The 18621-nt window shown below is 75.5% G+C and carries 16 protein-coding genes and 1 pseudogene; 9 read left to right on the top strand and 8 right to left on the bottom strand.

Annotated features, from left to right (window positions below):
• Window positions 1–131 precede the first annotated feature (131 nt).
• The 3 genes from AB0L74_RS01340 to AB0L74_RS01350 are packed head-to-tail and all read left to right on the top strand — an operon-like array spanning window position 132 to window position 3758.
• Window positions 132–1418, top strand: coding sequence for a hypothetical protein (locus tag AB0L74_RS01340; RefSeq protein WP_365644177.1), 1287 nt, complete (start codon window positions 132–134; stop codon window positions 1416–1418).
• The gene (locus tag AB0L74_RS01345; RefSeq protein ID WP_365644180.1) at window positions 1415–2995 is read left to right on the top strand and encodes a substrate-binding domain-containing protein; all 1581 of its coding nucleotides are present in this window, start codon (window positions 1415–1417) and stop codon (window positions 2993–2995) included. Before AB0L74_RS01340 ends, AB0L74_RS01345 begins: the two co-directional genes overlap by 4 nt.
• Window positions 2982–3758 (top strand): hypothetical protein, encoded by a 777-nt coding sequence (locus AB0L74_RS01350; protein WP_365644183.1) that lies wholly within the window; start codon window positions 2982–2984, stop codon window positions 3756–3758. The genes AB0L74_RS01345 and AB0L74_RS01350 overlap by 14 nt, the downstream gene beginning before the upstream one ends.
• A gap of 81 nt (window positions 3759–3839) precedes the next feature.
• Here AB0L74_RS01350 and AB0L74_RS01355 read toward each other — a convergent pair whose 3' ends face one another.
• The 4 genes from AB0L74_RS01355 to AB0L74_RS01370 all read right to left on the bottom strand — a co-directional run bounded on the left by AB0L74_RS01355 (window position 3840) and on the right by AB0L74_RS01370 (window position 8436).
• Window positions 3840–4652, bottom strand: coding sequence for a hypothetical protein (locus AB0L74_RS01355; protein WP_365644186.1), 813 nt, complete (start codon window positions 4650–4652; stop codon window positions 3840–3842).
• A 160-nt stretch (window positions 4653–4812) separates the two neighbouring features.
• Complete coding sequence (locus AB0L74_RS01360) at window positions 4813–5796, bottom strand: N-acetylmuramoyl-L-alanine amidase (RefSeq protein ID WP_365644189.1); 984 nt, start codon at window positions 5794–5796, stop codon at window positions 4813–4815.
• Between the two features lie 91 nt (window positions 5797–5887).
• Window positions 5888–6538 (bottom strand): class I SAM-dependent methyltransferase, encoded by a 651-nt coding sequence (locus AB0L74_RS01365; RefSeq protein WP_365644192.1) that lies wholly within the window; start codon window positions 6536–6538, stop codon window positions 5888–5890.
• 158 nt (window positions 6539–6696) lie between these two features.
• Entirely contained in the window at window positions 6697–8436 is a 1740-nt protein-coding gene (locus tag AB0L74_RS01370; protein WP_365644194.1) for an MFS transporter, read from the bottom strand.
• A 388-nt stretch (window positions 8437–8824) separates the two neighbouring features.
• Between AB0L74_RS01370 and AB0L74_RS01375 the strand changes: the two genes are divergently transcribed.
• Together AB0L74_RS01375 and AB0L74_RS01380 are read left to right on the top strand one after the other, a co-directional pair.
• On the top strand, window positions 8825–10279 hold the full coding sequence (locus AB0L74_RS01375; protein ID WP_365644197.1) for an MFS transporter: 1455 nt from the start codon (window positions 8825–8827) through the stop codon (window positions 10277–10279).
• A 115-nt stretch (window positions 10280–10394) separates the two neighbouring features.
• The gene (locus AB0L74_RS01380) at window positions 10395–11252 is read left to right on the top strand and encodes a MaoC/PaaZ C-terminal domain-containing protein (RefSeq protein WP_365644199.1); all 858 of its coding nucleotides are present in this window, start codon (window positions 10395–10397) and stop codon (window positions 11250–11252) included.
• A gap of 85 nt (window positions 11253–11337) precedes the next feature.
• Here AB0L74_RS01380 and AB0L74_RS01385 read toward each other — a convergent pair whose 3' ends face one another.
• Both AB0L74_RS01385 and AB0L74_RS01390 read right to left on the bottom strand, forming a co-directional pair.
• Entirely contained in the window at window positions 11338–11505 is a 168-nt protein-coding gene (locus tag AB0L74_RS01385; protein ID WP_365644202.1) for a hypothetical protein, read from the bottom strand.
• A 952-nt stretch (window positions 11506–12457) separates the two neighbouring features.
• Window positions 12458–13474: pseudogene (locus tag AB0L74_RS01390) on the bottom strand (hypothetical protein); the annotation flags it as partial.
• Between the two features lie 186 nt (window positions 13475–13660).
• Here AB0L74_RS01390 and AB0L74_RS01395 point away from each other — a divergent pair.
• Genes AB0L74_RS01395 through AB0L74_RS01405 form a run of 3 tightly spaced genes read left to right on the top strand, consistent with a single transcriptional unit; the run spans window position 13661 to window position 16688 of the window.
• Entirely contained in the window at window positions 13661–14557 is an 897-nt protein-coding gene (locus tag AB0L74_RS01395; RefSeq protein ID WP_365644205.1) for a Nif3-like dinuclear metal center hexameric protein, read from the top strand.
• Complete coding sequence (locus AB0L74_RS01400; protein WP_365644488.1) at window positions 14554–15297, top strand: C4-type zinc ribbon domain-containing protein; 744 nt, start codon at window positions 14554–14556, stop codon at window positions 15295–15297. Before AB0L74_RS01395 ends, AB0L74_RS01400 begins: the two co-directional genes overlap by 4 nt.
• Before the next feature lie 11 nt (window positions 15298–15308).
• Window positions 15309–16688, top strand: a complete 1380-nt coding sequence (locus AB0L74_RS01405; RefSeq protein ID WP_365644208.1) for a bifunctional RNase H/acid phosphatase — start codon at window positions 15309–15311, stop codon at window positions 16686–16688.
• Window positions 16689–16747: 59 nt separating this feature from the next.
• Here AB0L74_RS01405 and eda read toward each other — a convergent pair whose 3' ends face one another.
• Together eda and yaaA are read right to left on the bottom strand one after the other, a co-directional pair.
• The gene (gene eda / locus AB0L74_RS01410) at window positions 16748–17422 is read right to left on the bottom strand and encodes a bifunctional 4-hydroxy-2-oxoglutarate aldolase/2-dehydro-3-deoxy-phosphogluconate aldolase (protein ID WP_365644210.1); all 675 of its coding nucleotides are present in this window, start codon (window positions 17420–17422) and stop codon (window positions 16748–16750) included.
• Between the two features lie 69 nt (window positions 17423–17491).
• Entirely contained in the window at window positions 17492–18274 is a 783-nt protein-coding gene (yaaA, locus tag AB0L74_RS01415) for a peroxide stress protein YaaA (RefSeq protein ID WP_365644213.1), read from the bottom strand.
• A gap of 170 nt (window positions 18275–18444) precedes the next feature.
• Between yaaA and AB0L74_RS01420 the strand changes: the two genes are divergently transcribed.
• A partial coding sequence (locus AB0L74_RS01420) for an AraC family ligand binding domain-containing protein (RefSeq protein WP_365644491.1) occupies window positions 18445–18621 on the top strand: 177 nt, incomplete at its 3' end.

Below are 18621 nucleotides of genomic sequence, written 5' to 3' on the forward strand. Positions count from 1 at the left end.
GGCCGGTGAACGCCGTCCGGACCCCGGCCCGGCCGCCGTTCGCCGTGCGTTCGCCCGGAGTTGAGGCTTCCGGCGGCTCGCGTTCGACGGCGTACCCGATGATCCTGGCCCCTGGAGAGGCAGGAGTGCCGGTGTCCGACGCCAGATCCGTCACCTTCGAGGAACCGCGGCTCACCACCCGCCGCCCCCGGGCACGCCGCCGCGTCCCCCGCCATGTCACCGTCGCCCTGCCCGTCGCCCTCGCCGGCCTGTTCTCCCTGCTCGTCACCGGCAACATCCTGCGGCCGTTCGAGCACATCACCACGATCGAGGCCCGCATGGCCTCCAAGTCGGACTACTTCAGGGACCCGGAGGTGCGGCGGCTGCTGCTGCGCCACGGCCTCCGCGTCGACATCCACCGCCTCGGCTCCCGCGGCATCGCCACCCAGTCCCTGGACGGCATGGACGTCGTCTTCCCCTCCGGCCAGCCCGCCGCCAAGCTGATCCTCGACCGGCAGAACCGCTCGGTCCGCTCGGCCCGCCCCTTCGTCACCCCGCTCGTCATCGGCACCTTCCGCGACTACGCCGAGACCCTCGTCAAGGCCGGCGTCGCCACCCCGCAGCGCACCGCGGACGGCGCGCCGACGCTGTACTACGACCTCGACATGCGCGCGTTCACCGGTCTGCTGGACGGCACGGACGACCGCCGCGACCCCGGGGACGGCACCGGCCGCGAGGCCGACACCTGGAACGGCATCGGGTTCGACGACGACGGCCGCCGCAGCAACAGCGGCCGCGTCCTGGTGCGCACCTCCAGCGTGTGCGAGTCCAACTCCGCCGGCACCTATCTGAGCATCCTGGCCTTCGTCGCGGCCGGCAACCGCACCCCGGGGACCCGGCACAGCGACGACCCCGCCCGCGCCAAGGCCGCGGTGCGGCGCCTGGCCGCCCAGATCAAACCGCTCATCAACCTCCAGGGCATGTGGGCCGACGAGCAGGCCGACGGCTACTTCTCCGACCTCGGCGAGAGCATCGCGCCCCTGTCGGCCATCTACGAACACCAGTATCTGGCCCACCAGATCGCCCACCACCGGAAACACGGCGAGCAGGACACCAGCCGGGTCCTGCTCTACCCCAGCCCCTACGCCCTCACCGAACCACAGCTCATCTCGCTCACCGACGCGGGCGACCGGCTGGTGACGCTGATCCAGGAGGACCGGGAGCTGCGCGAGCGCGCCATAGAACTCGGCTTCCGCGTCCGCTTCTCCGGCGAGGACGGCACCAGCGAGCAGCTCAACGCCTACCTGGAGGACCACGGCGTGCAGGTGCCCACCCCGAACCGCGACGAGACCAAGGTCTACGAACCCGACCTGGAGGTTCTGCAGGACATCATCGAGTACGTCGGCTCCTGCCCGCCGCCCGTCCGGGACGAGCCGTGAGCCGCCTCGCCCGCGCCCTCGCCGCCGCGCTCGCCCTGCTGCTGGCGGCCACCGCGCTCACCGCCTGCACCGACGACGGGCCGCACACCACCCTGCGCGTCCTCGCGGCCCCCGAACTCGCCGACGTGGGCTGGCTGCTGGACGACCTGGAGGAGGACACCGGGGTCGAACTGGACATGGTGTACGAGGCGACCGCCGGGCTCGACGGCCTCACCGGCCGGCGGACCGGGCGGGACGCCTACGACCTGGCCTGGCTCACCTCCGACCGGTCGCTGCGGCTGCGCCTTCAGGACACCGGCGCGAGACCGCCCGAGTCCACCGCCATCATGCGCTCACCGGTCGTCGTCGGCCTCACCCCCGAGGTCGCCCGGACCGTGCGCGGAACCTCCCCGCAGGGCCGGATCTCCTGGGCCGACATCGCGGACGCCGCGGCCGACGGCACTCTCCGGTTCGGGATGGCCGACCCGCGGCGCAGCGACACCGGACGGGCCGCGCTCGTCGGCGTCGCCACCGCCGCCGCCGGAACCGGCAGCGCGCTGCGCGAGGAGGACCTCTCCTGCGACCGGCTGCGCGGCTTCCGCTCCGGCCAGACCCTCACCGCCGCCAGCTCCCGGGACCTGATCGACACCTACGCGCGCCACCCCCGGGCGGCCGACGCCCTCATCGCCCACGAGGCCGAACTGCTCTCCCTGAACGCCACCGGAAAACTGCCCCGGCCCCTGGTCATCGTCCACCCCGACGACGGCATGGTGCTGTCCGACTTCCCGCTGCTGCTCCTCGACCCCGCCCGGCGCTCCGCGTACCAGCGGGTGACGAAGTGGCTGCTCGGCGCCGACGCGCAGCGGCGCCTGATGGAACGCACCCACCGGCGCCCGGTCAACCAGGACGTCGAACCGTCCGCGCCCCTGAAGGCCCCCGTCGGCAACGCCCTGTCCTTCCCCGACCGGCTCTCCCTGGTGGAGCGCCTGGTCGACGACTACGGCGACCCGGTGCGGCACAGCGCCGGCCAGGTGGTCTTCGTCCTGGACTACTCCACTTCGATGCGCGGCGCCCGGATCGCCGGCCTGCGCGCCGCCTTCGCCGGGCTGAGCGGCGCCGACGACACCCCCTCCGGCAAGTTCGCCCGCTTCTACCGGGGCGAGCGCCTGACCGTCGTCCGCTTCGGCGGCCGGGTCCTGGAGGAACGTACCGTCACCGTGCGGGGCGAGGCGGACCTGCGCCGGCTGCGGCGGACGGTCGCCGACGGGGGCTTCGCCGGCGCCACGGCCATCTGGACGGCGCTGGACCACGGTTACCGCATCGCCGCCAAGGCCGTCCGCGAGCATCCCGAACGACCCGTGTCCGTCGTGCTGATGACGGACGGCGAGAACAACACCGGCCTCGGCTACGACGCGTTCCTGCGCCGCCACCGGGCGCTGGGCGCCGACGCGCGGGCGGTGCCCACCTTCCCCGTCCTGTTCGGAGAGGCCGACGCGAGTGCCCTGCGCCGCGTCGCCGCCGCGACCGGCGGCCGCATGGTCGACGCCGGCCTCTCCTCCCTCTCCGACGCGTTCAAGGAGATCCGTGGGTGTCACTGACAGCCAGTGGTGGAGCCTGTGGTGGCCGTGGCTGGCCGTCTGGGCCCTGACGGCGGCCGCGCTCACCGTCCTCGCCCGGTACGCGCTGCGGCGCCTGGGCGGGCCGCGCCGGCGCCGTCGCGGCGGGCGCACCGTGCACGGCATGTGCTTCTTCCTGCACGAGCAGCGGGTCATGGACCTGTACCAGCAGGGCGGCTTCTCCGCGGCGCTGGAGCAGGAGGTCGCCGACCGGATCAACGTCACCAGCGGCCTGGGGCTCTGGGGGAAGCTGGGCTTCGGCGGCGCCAAGGCCAACCGGGACGTCACCAAGGAACGCGTCACCGCCTACATCCGGCAGAGCACCCCGATCACGGTGATCCGGCTGCTGATGGACACCATGCGCCGCGAGGACGTGGTCGTGCACGCCGACCTCACCACCGGCCTGGTCGTGCCCAACCGGGCGCTCGCCGAGCGGCTGCGGGACGCCGGAGAGGACCGGGTGCCGCTGACCGCCGTCGCCGTCGTCTCGGCCTTCGTGTCGGTCACCGGCCTGTTCAGCGCCCGCCGCTCCGACAGCGGCGACATCGTGCTGAGCGCCCCCTACGGCGACGGGGAGCCGCGCGCCCGGGTGCGGATCACCTGCGAGGCGGCCGGAGTGCGCGAGGGGTTCCAGAACGCCGAGTACTTCACGGGGGAGTTCCAGGCCCGCTGCCTGGGCAAGGTGCAGACCTGGAACCGGGGGACGGGCGAGCTGACCCTCAACCCGGTCGCCATCTTCCTCTGACCGCCGGGCGGCCGGGCAGCGGAAACGCGCGCGGCCCCCGCCCGGCAGGGCGAGGGCCGCGCACCGCGAGCCACGGCGGGATCAGCCGCGCTGGATGCCCGAGGTGTCCTGGAGCACGCCGCGGCGGCCGTCCTGGGTCTGCGCGATCAGCGCCGGACCGCGCTGCTCGACGGCCAGGTACCAGGTGCCCGGCGCCAGTTCCGCGATCGGCGTCTGCGAGCCGTCCTCCGCGTACAGCGGACGCGGCACCGGCACGGCGAACCAGAACGGCGAGAAGTCGGCGGCCGGCTGCGGCTGCTGGCCCGCCTGCTGCGGCTGGGCCCCGTAGGGCTGCTGTCCGGGCTGGCCCCCGTACGGCTGCTGCTGCGCGCCCGGGTAGCCGTAACCGCCCTGCGGCTGGGCGCCGTAGGGCTGCGGCGCGGCCGGCCGCGGGGCCGGGACGAGGGCGCCCTTGAGGGCGGGGACCAGCGGGGTGGCGATCGCGGCGACGGCCATGATCAGCGTGGCGACGAGCGCGAGGATGAGACCGGTGCCGGCGTCCGGGCCGGCCTCGGAGGAGCCGCCCAGGTTGTTGGCGCCGCCGGCCGGGTCGAAGACGTTGCCGAGCGCGCTCCAGGCGGCGAAGACGGCGAAGGCCGTACCGAACTGCCCGAGGTCGAGACCCGCCACCTTCCGGGGCTGCGACAGCCCGCGCGCCAGCACGACGAGCGCGGCGCCGAAGAGGCCCGCCAGGACGACCCCGAGGACGACCGGACCGCTGCCCCACAGGCTGGGGAAGTCGATGCTGTCGGGAGCACCGTCGATCGAATACAGGTCGAGGAACGACGCGATGAACAGCAACACCGCTGCTCCGATCACCACGCCGTCGCCTCGAGTGAGGGAGCGGATATTCACTTCAGGTCCTTCGCAGGTCGTCGTCTCGTCGTGGGTTGAGGCGTCGCAGCCACCGTGTCGCCGTCAGGCCCGGGTGTGAGCGCGGGGGTGGCCCCTCATCGTACGGACGACACTATCGTCCGGGGGATCGGTGTGTCCGCCGGGACCGGCACGCCGGACGCTACCCGCGCAGGAAGCCCACGATTCCCTCGGAGATGCCCTGGGCCGCCTTCTGCCGCCAGGCTCCGCTGGTCAGCAGCGCCGCGTCCTGGCTGTCGCGCATGTTGCCGCACTCGATGAACACCTTGGGGACCTTCGAGAGGTTGAGACCGCCGAGGTCGGTGCGCGTGACCAGGCCGGTGCCGCCGCCGACGTAGTCGGCGGGCGCGCTGCCGGTGACCCGCAGGAAGCGCCCCGCGATGCGCTCGCCGAGGTCGCGGGAGGGGCCGGCGATGGCGCGGGTGTCGGCGGCGCCCGCGTGCACCGCGCCGGGCAGGATGACGTGGAAGCCGCGGTCTCCGGCGGCCGAGCCGTCGGCGTGGATCGAGACCGCGGCGTCCGCCCGCGCCTCGTTGCCGATCCGCGCCCGCTCGTCCACGCACGGGCCGTACGGCCGGTCGCCGTCCTGCGTCAGCCTCACCGTGGCGCCCTGCCGCGCCAGCAGGTCGCGCAACCGGTGCGCCACGTCGAGCGTGAACGCCGCCTCGGAGTACCCGGCGTCGGTGGACGTCCCCGTCGTGTCGCACTCCTTGTGATGGGTCCCGACGTCCACCGCGCGGTTGATCTCGTCCGGGTACCGGACGTTGCCCGGGTTGTGCCCCGGGTCGACGACGACGACCTTCCCCTTCAGGGGCCCGGAGACGGCGGGCGCGGACGGCGACGGAGCCCGGCGGCCCGGCGAGGACGCGGATGCCGGCGCGGTGGCGGGCGACGAGGCCCGCCCGGCGGGCTCCTTGGCGTCACCGCCGGTGGCGGCGGGCGCGCTGGAGGACGGCACCGGCGCCGCCCGCTCCTCGCCGCCCCCGCCCCCGGGGCCGGCGGCCGCGTACACGCCCCATCCGAGCAGCGCGCCCGGCACCAGCGCGGCCAGGGCCACGGTCAGGGCGCGGCGCGGCGGGGAGCGGCGCGGCCGCGGAGGGTCGAAGTCCGGTCCTGTGTACGACACGTCCGCCACCCTAGCGGCCGGCCCCGCCGCGCCCGGGGTCCGGAACGGCCCGACGGGTGACGCGGACGCTCCCGCCGCGCCGGGGGCGCCCTCAGCTGCCCGTCCCGGTCCGCCGCAGCACGCGCAGCGAGTCCGTCGCCGAGACCTCGGTGAACGCGCCGGAGGCCAGGGCCCTGAGGTAGACCCGGTAGGGGGCCTGGCCCGTGAACTCGTCCCGGGGGTCGGGGAAGACGTCGTGGATGGCGAGGAGCCCGCCCTCGGCCAGGTGGGGGGCCCAGCCCTCGTAGTCGGCGCCCGCGTGCTCGTCGGTGTGGCCGCCGTCGACGAAGACGAGGCCGAGGGGGGAGTTCCAGACCGCCGCCACCTGGGGCGAGCGGCCGACGAGCGCCACCACGTGGTCCTCCAGACCCGCGCGGTGCAGGGTGCGGCGGAAGGTGGGCAGGGTGTCCATCAGGCCGATCTCGGGGTCGACCGTCGCCGGGTCGTGGTAGTCCCAGCCGGGCTGCTGCTCCTCGCTGCCGCGGTGGTGGTCGACGGTGAGCGCGGTGACCCCGGCGCGGCGGGCCGCGTCGGCGAGCAGGATCGTGGACCGGCCGCAGTACGTGCCGACCTCCAGCAGCGGCAGCCCGAGCCGGCCCGCCTCGACGGCCGCCGCGTACAGCGCGAGCCCTTCGTGCGTGGGCATGAAGCCCTTGGCGGCCTCGAACGCGGCCAGGATCTCGGGCTCGGGCGCCGCGGGCATGGGGCCTGCCTTTCCGGAAGGGGCGTACGGACACGTCGTACGGCGGTGCCGTGGCGCGTGTGCCGTACGGCGTCTGTCGTGCGGGGTGGGCGCCCCTATGGTGCCGTACCCCCGGCCGGCGGGCGGCAGGGGGTACGGCGGTGGTACGGCGCGGGGGCTCAGGCGGAGACGGTCTCGCCCGGCAGGGGCAGGTCGAGGTCGACCGGGTGGTCGCCGCCGGTGTGCGTCGCCGCGTGGGCGAGCGGGCCGTGGCCGGCGGCGCGGGCGGCCAGGACGTATGGGCCCTGCGCGGGCACGGCCAGGGCGTAACTGCCGTCCTCGGCGGAGAGGGTGGCGCCCGCCTGGCGGCCGTGACGGTCGATCAGGGTGACCTTGGCCCGGGCGACCGGTGCCCCCGCGGCGTCCAGCACCCGGCCGCGGAAGCCGCGCAGCACCTCCTCGGCGCGGGCCAGGCCGGCGTCCTCCTCGCTGCTCGCGCGCAGCTGGGGCCGGGAGGCCGGGCGCTGCCGGGGCAGGAAGAGGGCGAGGACCAGGCCGACGGCGACCGCGGCGGTCGCGATCAGGAAGGAGACGCGGAAGCCGTGCATGGTGGGGACGGCGACGCCGCCGACGTCGTGGGCGGTGTCGGCCAGGACCATGCCGATGACGGCGCTCGACACCGACGTGCCGATGGACCGCATGAGGGTGTTCAGGCCGTTGGCCGCGCCGGTCTCGGAGGCCGGGACCGCGCCGATGATCAGCGCGGGCAGCGACGAGTAGGCGAGGCCGATGCCGGCGCCCAGCACCACGGAGGTGATGACGGTCTGCCAGGCGGCGTCCATCAGGCCGAGGCCGCCGCCGTAGCCGAGGGCGATGACCAGCAGGCCGATGATGAGGGTGGTGCGCGGGCCGTAGCGGGCGGACAGGCGGGCGTACACCGGCGCCGTGAACATCATCGTCAGGCCCAGCGGGGCCACGCACAGGCCCGCGACCACCATCGACTGGCCGAGGCCGTAGCCGGTGGCGGCGGGGAGCTGGAGGAGCTGGGGCAGGACGAGGGAGACCACGTAGAAGCTGACGCCGACCATGATGGAGGCGAGGTTGGTCAGCAGGACCTCGCGGCGGGCGGTGGTGCGCAGGTCGACCAGGGGCGCGGTCAGGCGCAGCTCCATCAGGCCCCACAGCAGCAGGACGACGACGGCCGCGGCGAACAGGCCGAGCGTGGTGCCCGATCCCCAGCCCCAGTCGCTGCCCTTCGTGACCGGCAGCAGGAGCAGCACCAGGCCCGCGGACAGGCCGAGCGCGCCCGGCAGGTCGAAGGAGCCCGCGGCGCGCAGCGGGGACTCCGGTACGGCGAGCAGGGTGAGGGCGATGGCCACGGCGCCGAGGCCGGCGGCGCCGTAGAAGAGGACGTGCCAGTCGGTGTTCTGCGCCACCAGCGCCGCGGCGGGCAGCGCGAGGCCGCCGCCGACGCCGATCGAGGAGCTCATCAGCGCCATCGCCGAGCCGAGCCGTTCGCGGGGCAGCATGTCCCGCATCAGGCCGATGCCGAGCGGGATGGCTCCCATGGCGAAGCCCTGGAGCGTGCGGCCGGCGATCATCGTCAGCAGCTGGCTGGTGACGGCGCTGACCAGCGCGCCGGCGACCATCACCGACAGGCTGAGGACCAGCATGCGCCGCTTGCCGTAGAGGTCGCCGAGGCGGCCCATGATCGGGGTGGCCACGGCGCCCGACAGCAGGGTCGAGGTCAGTACCCAGGTGGCGTTGCTGGGCGAGGTGTCCAGCAGTTGGGGAAGGTCCTTGACGACCGGGACGAGCAGGGTCTGCATCACCGCGACAACGATGCCCGCGAAGGCGAGCACGGGGACGACGGCCCCGCTGGCTCGCCGGGCGGGCCGGTCGGTCGTCGAGAGCGTCATGTATATGGCCTCCGGGCCGGAAGGATCGGCAGGGTCAGAAGGTCGTACTCAGGCGATCAGGCGATCAGGCGATCAGACGGCCGGGCGATCGGCTGATCGGGCCGTCGAGGGGGGGCGACGGGATACGTGCAACCTGAACCCCGTGCGCCAGGGCAACTATTCCGTTGCTTCGACAGGCTAACGAATTCTTGACCGTTCCATGAAAATCTGATGATCAGTCAGGGAGGTTCGGCGCAGAAGGGAGCAGAAGGGGGCGGGAGGAGGCAGGAGGGGGCGGGAAAGGGGCAGGAAGCAGGGCGTGGCGGCGGTCGCCGGGGCCGGCGTCCCCCGGCCAGGACCCCCTGCGGCGGTGAAATGCCGGTGCAAGGACCGCGAGCCGGTTGAGACCATGACCCCCATGCTGGAAACCGCCGACACCGCCGCCCGCATATCCCGCCGCGGCGCGCCGCCCACCTGGCTGGTCGTGACGCTCGCCTGCGCCGGCCAGTTCCTCGTCGTCCTCGACGTCTCGGTCGTCAACGTCGCCCTGCCGTCGATGCGGGCCGCCCTCGGACTGAGCGGCCCGGGGCTCCAGTGGGTGGTGAACGCCTACGCCATCGCCTTCGCCGGGTTCATGCTGTTCGGCGGCCGGGCCGGGGACCTGTACGGCCGCAAGCGGATGTTCCTGGCCGGGCTCGGGCTGTTCACGCTGGCCTCGCTCGGCGGCGGGCTGGCCCAGGAGGGCTGGCAGCTGCTGGCGGCCCGCGCCGTGCAGGGGCTGGGCGCGGCCGTGCTGGCGCCCTCGACGCTGACGATCCTGACCGCGGCCGTGCCGGAGGGGCCCGCCCGGGCACGGGCCATCGCGACATGGACCGCGGTCGGGGCGGGCGGCGGCGCCGCCGGCGGACTGGTCGGCGGCGCGCTGGTGGACGGGCTGTCCTGGCGCTGGGTGCTGCTGATCAACGTGCCGGTGGGCGCGGTGGTGCTGCTCGGCTCCCTGCTCCGGCTCCCGGAGAGCCGCGCGGGCGACGGACGGCGGCTGGACCTGCCGGGCGCGCTGCTGGTGACGGCGGGCCTGGCGACCCTGGCGTACGGCATCTCGCAGACCGAGACGCGGGGGTGGACGGCCGCCGCCACGCTGCTGCCGCTGGCGGCCGGCCTCGCCCTCATCGGGCTGTTCCTCGTCGTCGAGGCGCGGACGGCGGCGCCGCTGATGCCGCTCGGGCTGCTGCGGGTGCGGTCGGTGGCCTCGGCGAACGCGGCGATGTTCCTGTGCGGCTCGGCCATGTTCTGCATGTGGTTCTTCATGACGCTGTACGCGCAGAACGTGCTCGGCTACAGCCCCCTGGACGCCGGGCTCGCGCTGGTGCCCAGCTCACTCGCCGTCGTCCTGGGCTCCAAGCTCGCGCCCCGCCTCATGACGGTGACCGGGGAGCGGAACCTGGCCGCGCTGGGCACGCTGGTCGCGGCGGCCGGGTTCGGCTGGCAGTCGGCGATGAGCGCGGACGGCTCCTATCTGACCTCGATCATGTTCCCGGGCATCCTCATGATGCTCGGCGCGGGGCTCGCCGCGACCCCGCTGGCCGCCCTGGCCACGTCCGGAGCGGCGCCGGGGGAGGCCGGGCTGGTGTCGGGCCTGGTCAACACCTCCCGCACGATGGGCGGATCGCTCGGGCTCGCCGTCCTGTCGACGGTGGCGGCGTCACGGTCGGCGGGCAGCGAGACGCCGCAGGCGCTGACCCAGGGGTACGCGCTGGCGTTCCGCGCCGGAGCGGGGGTGCTGGTCGCCGGGGCGCTGCTGATGTGGGTCTGGCTGCCCCGGCGCACCGCCGCGCACGGAGGCGGAAGCGGCGCCCCGGCGTGAGCCGGCCCGGCGCCACCCGCCCGCGCCCTTCGCCGTGGGAGGCGCAGGGCGTATACAGAGGGCCGCAGCGGGGGAGCGGCCCAGCCCCCGCCGACCGCCGCCCCCGAGGAGCCCCATGCCCGTCGACGCAGCCACGGCGCTCGCCGCGGCCCCCGACTCCCGGCGGATCGCCTGGGGTCCCCGCGACGTCCAGCTCTACCACCTCGCCCTCGGCGCGGGCGTGCCCGCGACCGACCCCCGCGAGCTGCGCTACACCCTGGAGTCCCGGCTGCACGTCCTGCCGGCCTTCGCCACCGTCGCGGGCGGCGGCCCGCCCGGCGTGATCCGGGCACTGTCCGTGCCGGGCGTCGACGTCGACCTGGCCCGCGTGCTGCACGCCGGGCAGTCGCTGACGGTGCACCGCCCGATCCCCCTCCACGCCACCGTGACCGCGACCTCCCGGGTCACCGCCGTCCACGACAAGGGCACGGCGGCCCTCCTGGCGCTGCGCACGGAGACCGCCGACGACGGCGGCCCGCTGTGGACCGAGGAGGCGCACGTCCACCTACGCGGGGAAGGCGGCTGGGGCGGCGACCGCGGGCCGTCCGGCCGTCCCGCACCGCCCGCCGGCCCGCCCGACGAGGTCGTGGAACGGCCCGTCCGCGAGGACCAGGCCCTGCTGTACCGCCTCACCGGCGACCGCAACCCGCTGCACGCCGACCCGGACTTCGCCGCGCGTGCCGGGTTCGCCCGGCCCGTGCTGCACGGGCTGTGCACCTACGGCATGGCCCTCAAGGCGGCCGTCGACACGGTGCTGGGCGCCGACGTCACCCGTGTCCGGTCGTACACCACCCGTTTCGCCGGGGTCGTGTACCCGGGCGAGACGCTGCGGGTGCGCCTGTGGCGGCGGGAGGGACGGATCCGGATGGCGGCGACCGCCGTCGAACGGGACGACGCCCCGGTCCTCGCCGACACCGTCGTCGAACACGGCTGACGGTCCGGTCCCCGGGCGACACGGCAGCGGCCCCGCCCGTCACGTTCGACGGGCGGGGCCGCTGCCGTGTGTCCCCGGCGTGCCCTCAGGCCGCCGTGCCGGCCTCCTCGGACGGCTTGCGGTGACGGCCCCGCGGAGCCGTCTCGCGGTCCTGGCTGGAGACCGGACCACGGTGCCGGCCACGGCCGGCGGCGATCTTCTGAACGTCGGCACCGTCGGCCGTCATCGGCTGGTTCGTGCTGGCGTCGCTCATCGGAAGGAACTCACCCCGTCAACATGATCTTTCCTACGGCCGGGCGAGTGTAACCGGCACACCTCCGGCCGAATCCAGACGGCCACGCCAACCGGGACTAGTTCGTTACAAGCCGCCCCAACGGGGCCTCTCGCAACGGCACCGGGCGGGCTCCCGCGACCCCCATCGGAGGACCCGGCTCCCCTTCCGCGAACGCGCCGGGGGCGACGTCCCCGAAGCCGGCCGGCGCGACGCGCGCGAACACGGTCGGCGCCGGTTGCGGGCAGGGGCCGGGTCCGGCGGCCGGATAACCGCCCGGTGCCGCTATCACGTACGCGGCCGGCGCGGGTGGTGTGATGCCGTCCGGTGCCGGGTGGGTGCGCGCGGTGGGTACCGGTCGCGCGTACGCGCCGGACGGGGTGTGCGCGGTGCCGGGCGCGGCCGCGGTGTTTCCGCGTGGTGCGGCTGTCGCGTACCCGGCCGGCGCGGGTGGTGTGATGCCGTCCGGTGCCGGGTGGGTGCGCGCGGTGGGTACCGGTCGCGCGTACGCGCCGGACGGGGTGTGCGGGGTGCCGGGCGCGGCCGCGGTGTATCCGCCCGGTGCCGTCTTCGCGTGCCCGGTCGGCGTCGGTTGCGTGAATCCGTCCGGCGGACCGTCCCCGCCCCCGCCCGGTGTGACGTCCCCGCCCCCGCCCGGTGCGGTTTCTCCGCCTCCGCCCGGCGTCGGCGGCAGCGCCCCACCGGCCGAGGGCGGCCGGGTGCCGTCCCGGACCGGACCGCCCGGGCCCGCGGCGCCGTCCCGCTCCGCGTCCCCCTCCCGGCCCGGACTCCGCTCCCGCCCCGCGCTCGCGTCCCGCCCCGCGGTGCCGGACCGGTTCGTGCCGTCCCGGCCCGCGACACCGGCGCCCGGGGCCGCGGGGCGGCGCACGTCCCCCTCCCGGCCGGGGCCGCCGGGCCCGTCCGCCCGCGGCGCGGGAACCGCCGGACGCGCCAGACCGCACGGCACCGCGGCCGTGGCGTACGGCAACCGCAGCGCGCCGTCCGCGGTCCACGCACCGGCGCCCGCCAGCCACCCCTCGGGCGCCGGCAGGTGGTGCATCCGCCGGTCGGCGGGCCGCCAGATCCCGACCCAGCTGCCGAACCGGCCGTCGACGCGCAGCGCCACGGCGCAGCTCTCCGGCGCCAGCGCCTGCCCGGGCTGGATCGCGAACGGCGTGACCACGCAGTCCGGCAGCCGCAGGCACTCCGGGAAGCGGACCGGCAGCGTGCTGCCCAGCACCCCCCACCCCAGCCGGGGCCGCCCGGGAGAGGGGGCGTCGGAGCGGACCAGCAGCAGGCCGCTGTCCGGGTCGGCCAGCACCACCCGGTCGTCGCTGTCGGGGGTGATCTGGAGCAGCGGCGAGACCTCGCCGCCGCGCGCCAGATCCACGACGACCGCCTTGGTGCGCCCGCCCGCCCGCCGGTCCAGGGCCAGCATCCGCTCGGTGCGGTCCAGCCATACGCCGCCCGCGCAGCGCCCGGGGATCTCGGCGAGCTTCTCCGGCCCGAAGGGGCCGCCCGCCACCAGCCACACCGCCGACGCGTGCCGGCCGGCGGCCACGGCGTAGGCCCGCTCGCCGCCCGGGGCCGGCGGCAGCAGCCGCAGCCGGGTCCCCTCGGCGCACTCCACGGCGCCGAGCGGCAGTTCCCCGGTGCCGGGCCCGGTCGGGTACAGCAGCGCGAAGACGTGCCGCCCGGCCGCCACCCGGTGGACCAGCACCCGGCCGTCGCCCATCGGCTGCACCTCGGTGCCGGGCTCCTCCGGCTGGTGGGCGGGCAGCGGCACCGCGTACGGCTCCGGCCCGTCCAGCGTCCAGCGCTCCGGGTACCAGCAGCCGCCGCTCAGGGCCAGGCGGGCGGCGTAGGCACCGTCGGCGGTCAGAGCACAGCCCGCCGGTGGCGCCGTGTCGTCCTCAGGGTCCGCCGACGTCTCGATGGCACAGACCGTCATCGTTCGGTCACCTCCTGTGACGAAGCTAGTTTCGCACGCACGGGTGTGACGGCGGTGATCGTCCGCTTCACACATATGGGTGGCCCGGTGGTCGTTCGCCTGAGGAGCCGAGGGCGGCTGTGCTGTGCCGCCCCGGCCCGGCGGTACCGGTGCAACGGCGCAGAACAGGCAGGTAGCCTTGCTCCCGTGCCCCGTCTGTCAGAAGTCATCGCCGCGCTGGAGAGCCTGTGGCCCGCCGAGCGGGCCGAGTCCTGGGACGCGGTCGGCACCGTCGTGGGCGACCCCGGCCAGGAAGTGACGCGCGTCCTGTTCGCCGTCGACCCGGTCCAGGAGATCGCCGACGAGGCGGTGAAGCTCGGCGCCGACCTGCTCGTCACCCACCACCCGCTCTATCTGCGGGGTACGACGACGGTCGCGGCCTCCACCTTCAAGGGCCGTGTGGTGCACACGCTGATCAAGAACGACATCGCGCTGCACGTCGCCCACACCAACGCCGACACCGCCGACCCGGGCGTCTCCGACGCGCTGGCCGGAGCCCTGGACCTGCGCGTCACCGGGCCCCTCGTGCCGGACGCCGCCGACCCCGAGGGCCGGCGGGGCCTGGGACGCGTCTGCGAACTGGACCACCCGCTGACCCTCCGCGAGTTCGCCGCCCGCGCCGCCGAGCGCCTGCCCGCCACCGCCCAGGGCATCCGGGTCGCCGGCGACCCCGAGGCGGTCGTCCGCACGGTCGCCGTCAGCGGCGGCTCCGGCGACAGCCTCTTCGGCCACGTCCGGGCGGCCGGCGTCGACGCGTTCCTCACCGCGGACCTGCGCCACCACCCGGCCTCCGAGTTCATGGCGGACCACGCCCACCGCCCCCTCGCGCTGCTCGACGCGGCGCACTGGGCCACCGAGTGGCCCTGGTGCGAGCTGGCCGCGGCGCAGCTCGACGAGATCTCCGACCGGCACGGCTGGGACCTGCGCGTCCACGTGTCCAAGACGGTCACCGACCCCTGGACCGCCCACGCGGCGTCCGCCACCGCCCTTCCCGGGAGCGCGTCAGGCGCCCCCTCCGCCGATTCACCTGGAGCCCCCAACTGAACGCCGCGCCCGCCGACCAGATCCGTCTCCTCGACGTCCAGGCCCTCGACGTCCGCCTCCAGCAGCTCGCGCACAAGCGGAAGTCGCTGCCCGAGCACGCCGAGATCGAGTCGCTGACCAAGGACCTCACGCAGCTGCGCGACCTCCTGGTGGCCGCGCAGACCGAGGAGAGCGACTGCGCCCGCGAGCAGACCAAGGCCGAGCAGGACGTGGACCAGGTGCGCAAGCGCGCCGCCCGCGACCAGCAGCGCCTGGACTCCGGCGCCGTCTCCTCCCCGAAGGACCTGGAGAACCTCCAGCGCGAGATCGCCTCCCTCGCCAAGCGGCAGAGCGACCTGGAGGACGTCGTCCTGGAGGTCATGGAGCGCCGTGAGTCCGCGCAGGAGCGGGTCGCCGAGCTGACCGAGCGGGTCTCCGCCGTCCAGGCCAAGATCGACGACGCGACGGGGCGCCGCGACGCCGCCTTCGAGGAGATCGACGGCGAGGCGGCCTCGGTGACCAAGGAGCGCGAGGTCATCGCGGGCGCGATCCCCGCCGACCTGCTCAAGCTGTACGAGAAGCTGCGCGGGCAGCAGGGCGGCGTCGGCGCGGCCAAGCTGTACCAGCGCACCTGCCAGGGCTGCCGCCAGGAGCTCGCCATCACCGAGCTGAACGAGGTCCGCCAGGCGCCGTCCGACGCGGTGCTGCGCTGCGAGAACTGCCGCCGCATCCTGGTGCGCACGGCCGACTCCGGCCTGTAGGAGCCGGTCCGGTGCGGGAGTTCGTCGTCGAGGCCGACGGAGGGTCGCGGGGCAACCCGGGGCCCGCCGGATACGGCGCGGTGGTGCGGGACGCGGCGACGGGGGAGACCCTCGCCGAGGCGGCCGAGTACATCGGGGTCGCCACCAACAACGTCGCCGAGTACCGGGGCCTGCTGGCCGGTCTGCGCGCCGCCCGCGCGCTGGACCCGGAGGCGGCCGTCCACGTCCGGATGGACTCCAAGCTGGTCGTCGAGCAGATGTCGGGCCGCTGGAAGATCAAGCACCCCGGCATGAAGCCGCTCGCCGCCGACGCCGCGGGGGTCTTCCCGCCCGGACGGGTGACGTACGAGTGGATTCCGCGGGAGAGCAACAAGCACGCGGACCGGCTGGCCAACGAGGCGATGGACGCGGGGGGCCGCGGAGAGCAGTGGCGGCCCCCGGAGCCGTCGGCCACGTCCGCCGCGCCGCCCGCCGCCGCGGCTCCCGAGCCGGCGGGCCCGCCGGGCGACGCGGCGGCGGGCGCGGCACGGGTACGCGCGGCCCTGGCGGGGGGCCGCCCGGCCGGCGCCCGCGCCGGGGAACCGGCCGCCGGGGCCGGCGCGACGGACCCCACCGGCGTACCGGCTGAGTCCGGTACACCGGCCGAGCCCGGTGTACCGTCCGGGACCGCCGGCCCGTCCGGGGCGCCGCGCGGGTCCGGGGCCGCTCAAGCCGATGTGCGGGCCGCCCGGACGGTGGCCGCGCCCGGCTGGGGACCCCCCGACATGGGCGCCCCCGCCACCTTCGTCCTGCTGCGGCACGGTGAGACCCCGCTGACCCCGCAGAAGCGGTTCTCCGGCAGCGGCGGCAGCGACCCCTCCCTCTCCGCGGCCGGCCGGGAACAGGCCGAGCGGGTCGCCGCGGCCCTGGCCCGGCGCGGCACCGTGCAGGCGATCGTCTCCTCGCCGCTGGCCCGCACCCGGGAGACCGCCGCGGTCGTCGCCGCCCGCCTCGGGCTGGACGTGACCGTGGAGGACGGCCTGCGCGAGACCGACTTCGGCGCCTGGGAGGGGCTCACCTTCGCCGAGGTGCGCGAGCGCTACCCGGACGACCTGAACGCCTGGCTGGTCTCCGCGGACGCCGCGCCCACCGGCGGCGGCGAGAGCTTCGCGCGGGCGGGCGCCCGCGTCGCCGCCACCCGGGACAAGCTGGTCGCGGCGTACGCGGGCCGCACCGTGCTGCTGGTGACCCATGTGACGCCGATCAAGACGCTCGTACGGCTCGCCCTGGGCGCCCCGCCCGAGTCCCTGTTCCGCATGGAGCTGTCGGCGGCCTCGCTGTCGGCGGTGGCGTACTACGCGGACGGCGGCGCCAGCGTCCGGCTGTTCAACGACACCTCACACCTGCGCTGACCGCGCCGCGGCGCTCGCAGGGGCGCGGTCAGCGGGCCGTGTCGTTCGGCGAGGGGGCGTCAGCGGGCCGTGCCGGTCCCGCCGAGCGCGGCCGCCTCCCGCGCCAGCTCCTCCACGCGCTCCCAGTCCCGGGCGGCGACCGCGTCCTTCGGGAGCATCCAGCTGCCGCCCACGCAGCCGACATTGGGCAGCGCCAGGTATGCGGGCGCGGAGTCCGGCCCGATGCCGCCGGTCGGGCAGAAGCGGGCCTGCGGCAGCGGACCGGCGAGCGACTTCAGATAGGCCGTGCCCCCCGCGGCCTCGGCCGGGAAGAACTTCATCTCCCGCACCCCGCGCTCCAGCAGCGCCACCACCTCCGACGTGGTCGACACCCCCGGCAGGAACGGCACCCGCGACGCCCGCATGGCCTGGAGCAGGCCGTCCGTCCAGCCCGGGCTGACCAGGAAACGCGCCCCGGCCGCCACCGCGTCCGTCACCTGACCCGGCGTGATCACCGTGCCCGCGCCGACCACCGCCTGGGGAACGCCCTCGGCGATCGCCCGGATGGCGTCGAGTGCGGCCGGCGTGCGCAGCGTCACCTCGATGGCGGGCAGCCCCCCGGCGACCAGCGCCCGCGCGAGCGGTACGGCATCGGCGGCGTCGTCGAGGACGACGACGGGTACGACGGGCGCGAGGTCCAGAACGGAGGCGGCCGGGCCGGGACCGGTGGAGAGCGAGGACAGTGGTGAGCTCATGGTCCCATCGTGCCCTCAGACGCGCACCCTGTGCAAAGGCCGTTGCGCACAGTGCAACGCATGGTGGGGTCAGTGGATTTCGTTCACCAGCACGTCCAACGACCACGGCTTGCCCGCCTTCGCGGGCGCCTGCGCCTCCACCTCGTAGCCGAGGCCCCGCAACACCGCCACCAGCTCCGCCGGGTCCCCGGGCGCGGCCCCGGAGGTGAGCAGGCTGCGCACGATCCGCCCCTTGGTCGCCTTGTTGAAGTGGCTGACCACCTTCCGGGTCGGCGCGTGCAGCACCCGCACGGTCGCCGTCCGCCCGGCCACCTCGCCCTTCGGCTTCCACGCCGCCGCGTACGCCGACGACCTGAGGTCCAGCACCAGACCGTCCCCGGCCGCCTCGGGCAGCACCGCCGCCATCGGCGCCCGCCAGTGCGCGGCCAGCGCGCCCAGGCCCGGCAGCTTCACCCCCATCGAGCAGCGGTAGGAGGGGATCTCGTCGGTCACCCGGACCGCGCCCCACAGCCCCGAGAAGACCAGCAGGCAGCCGGCGGCCCGCCGCCGGGCGGCGGGGTCGAGGGAGGCCAGGTCCAGCGCGTCGTACAGCACGCCGGTGTAGACCTCCCCGGCGGGACGGGCCCCCGCCGTGCGCAGCTCCGCGTTCTTCGCGACCTCGCCGCGCAGCCCCTCGCTCAGCCCCAGCACGGCCCGCGCCTCGTCCTCGTCGCCCGCGCAGAGCTCGACCAGCTCGTCGAGCACGGCCGCGCGGGCCTCGCCCAGCCCCGGCAGCGACAGGGACTCCAGCTTCAGCGGGACACCGGAGCCGGACGGCGCCTTACCCTCGGACGGCGGCAGCAGGACAAGCACGGGTACTCCTTCGGATCGAGCTCCGTGCCAGCGTACGGGGCGCTCGCCGGTGCCTGCCGGGCCGCCGTGGGCCGCCGGGAAGGGGGCGGGCACCCGGCACCCGGCGGTGCGGAAACCGGTGGACACCGGGACCTTCCTCTGATCCCCTGAGGCGGGGGGTGTGGCGCACGGTGGGCGTACGGGGGGAACAGGCACGGTGGAGCAGGGCCCGCCTCGGCCGCGGCGGCCCGCCCCTGGACCTGCTCACCGCCCGCTTCGACCGGCACGTCTACGCCCCGCACGCCCACGAGGAGTACACCGTCGGCGTCACCGTCGGCGGCCTGGAGGTCATCGCCTACCGGGGCGGG

The organism is Streptomyces sp. NPDC052020 (genome assembly GCF_040680575.1).
Classification (GTDB): Bacteria; Actinomycetota; Actinomycetes; order Streptomycetales; family Streptomycetaceae; genus Streptomyces.

Coding starts and splice junctions, on each gene's coding strand:
- AB0L74_RS01365 (WP_365644192.1), bottom strand. CDS start 6,538: ATGCCCGCGGCGCCCGAGCCCGAGATCCTGGCCGCGTTCGAGGCCGCC.
- AB0L74_RS01370 (WP_365644194.1), bottom strand. CDS start 8,436: ATGACGCTCTCGACGACCGACCGGCCCGCCCGGCGAGCCAGCGGGGCC.
- AB0L74_RS01375 (WP_365644197.1), top strand. CDS start 8,825: ATGACCCCCATGCTGGAAACCGCCGACACCGCCGCCCGCATATCCCGC.
- AB0L74_RS01380 (WP_365644199.1), top strand. CDS start 10,395: ATGCCCGTCGACGCAGCCACGGCGCTCGCCGCGGCCCCCGACTCCCGG.
- AB0L74_RS01385 (WP_365644202.1), bottom strand. CDS start 11,505: ATGAGCGACGCCAGCACGAACCAGCCGATGACGGCCGACGGTGCCGAC.
- eda (WP_365644210.1), bottom strand. CDS start 17,422: ATGAGCTCACCACTGTCCTCGCTCTCCACCGGTCCCGGCCCGGCCGCC.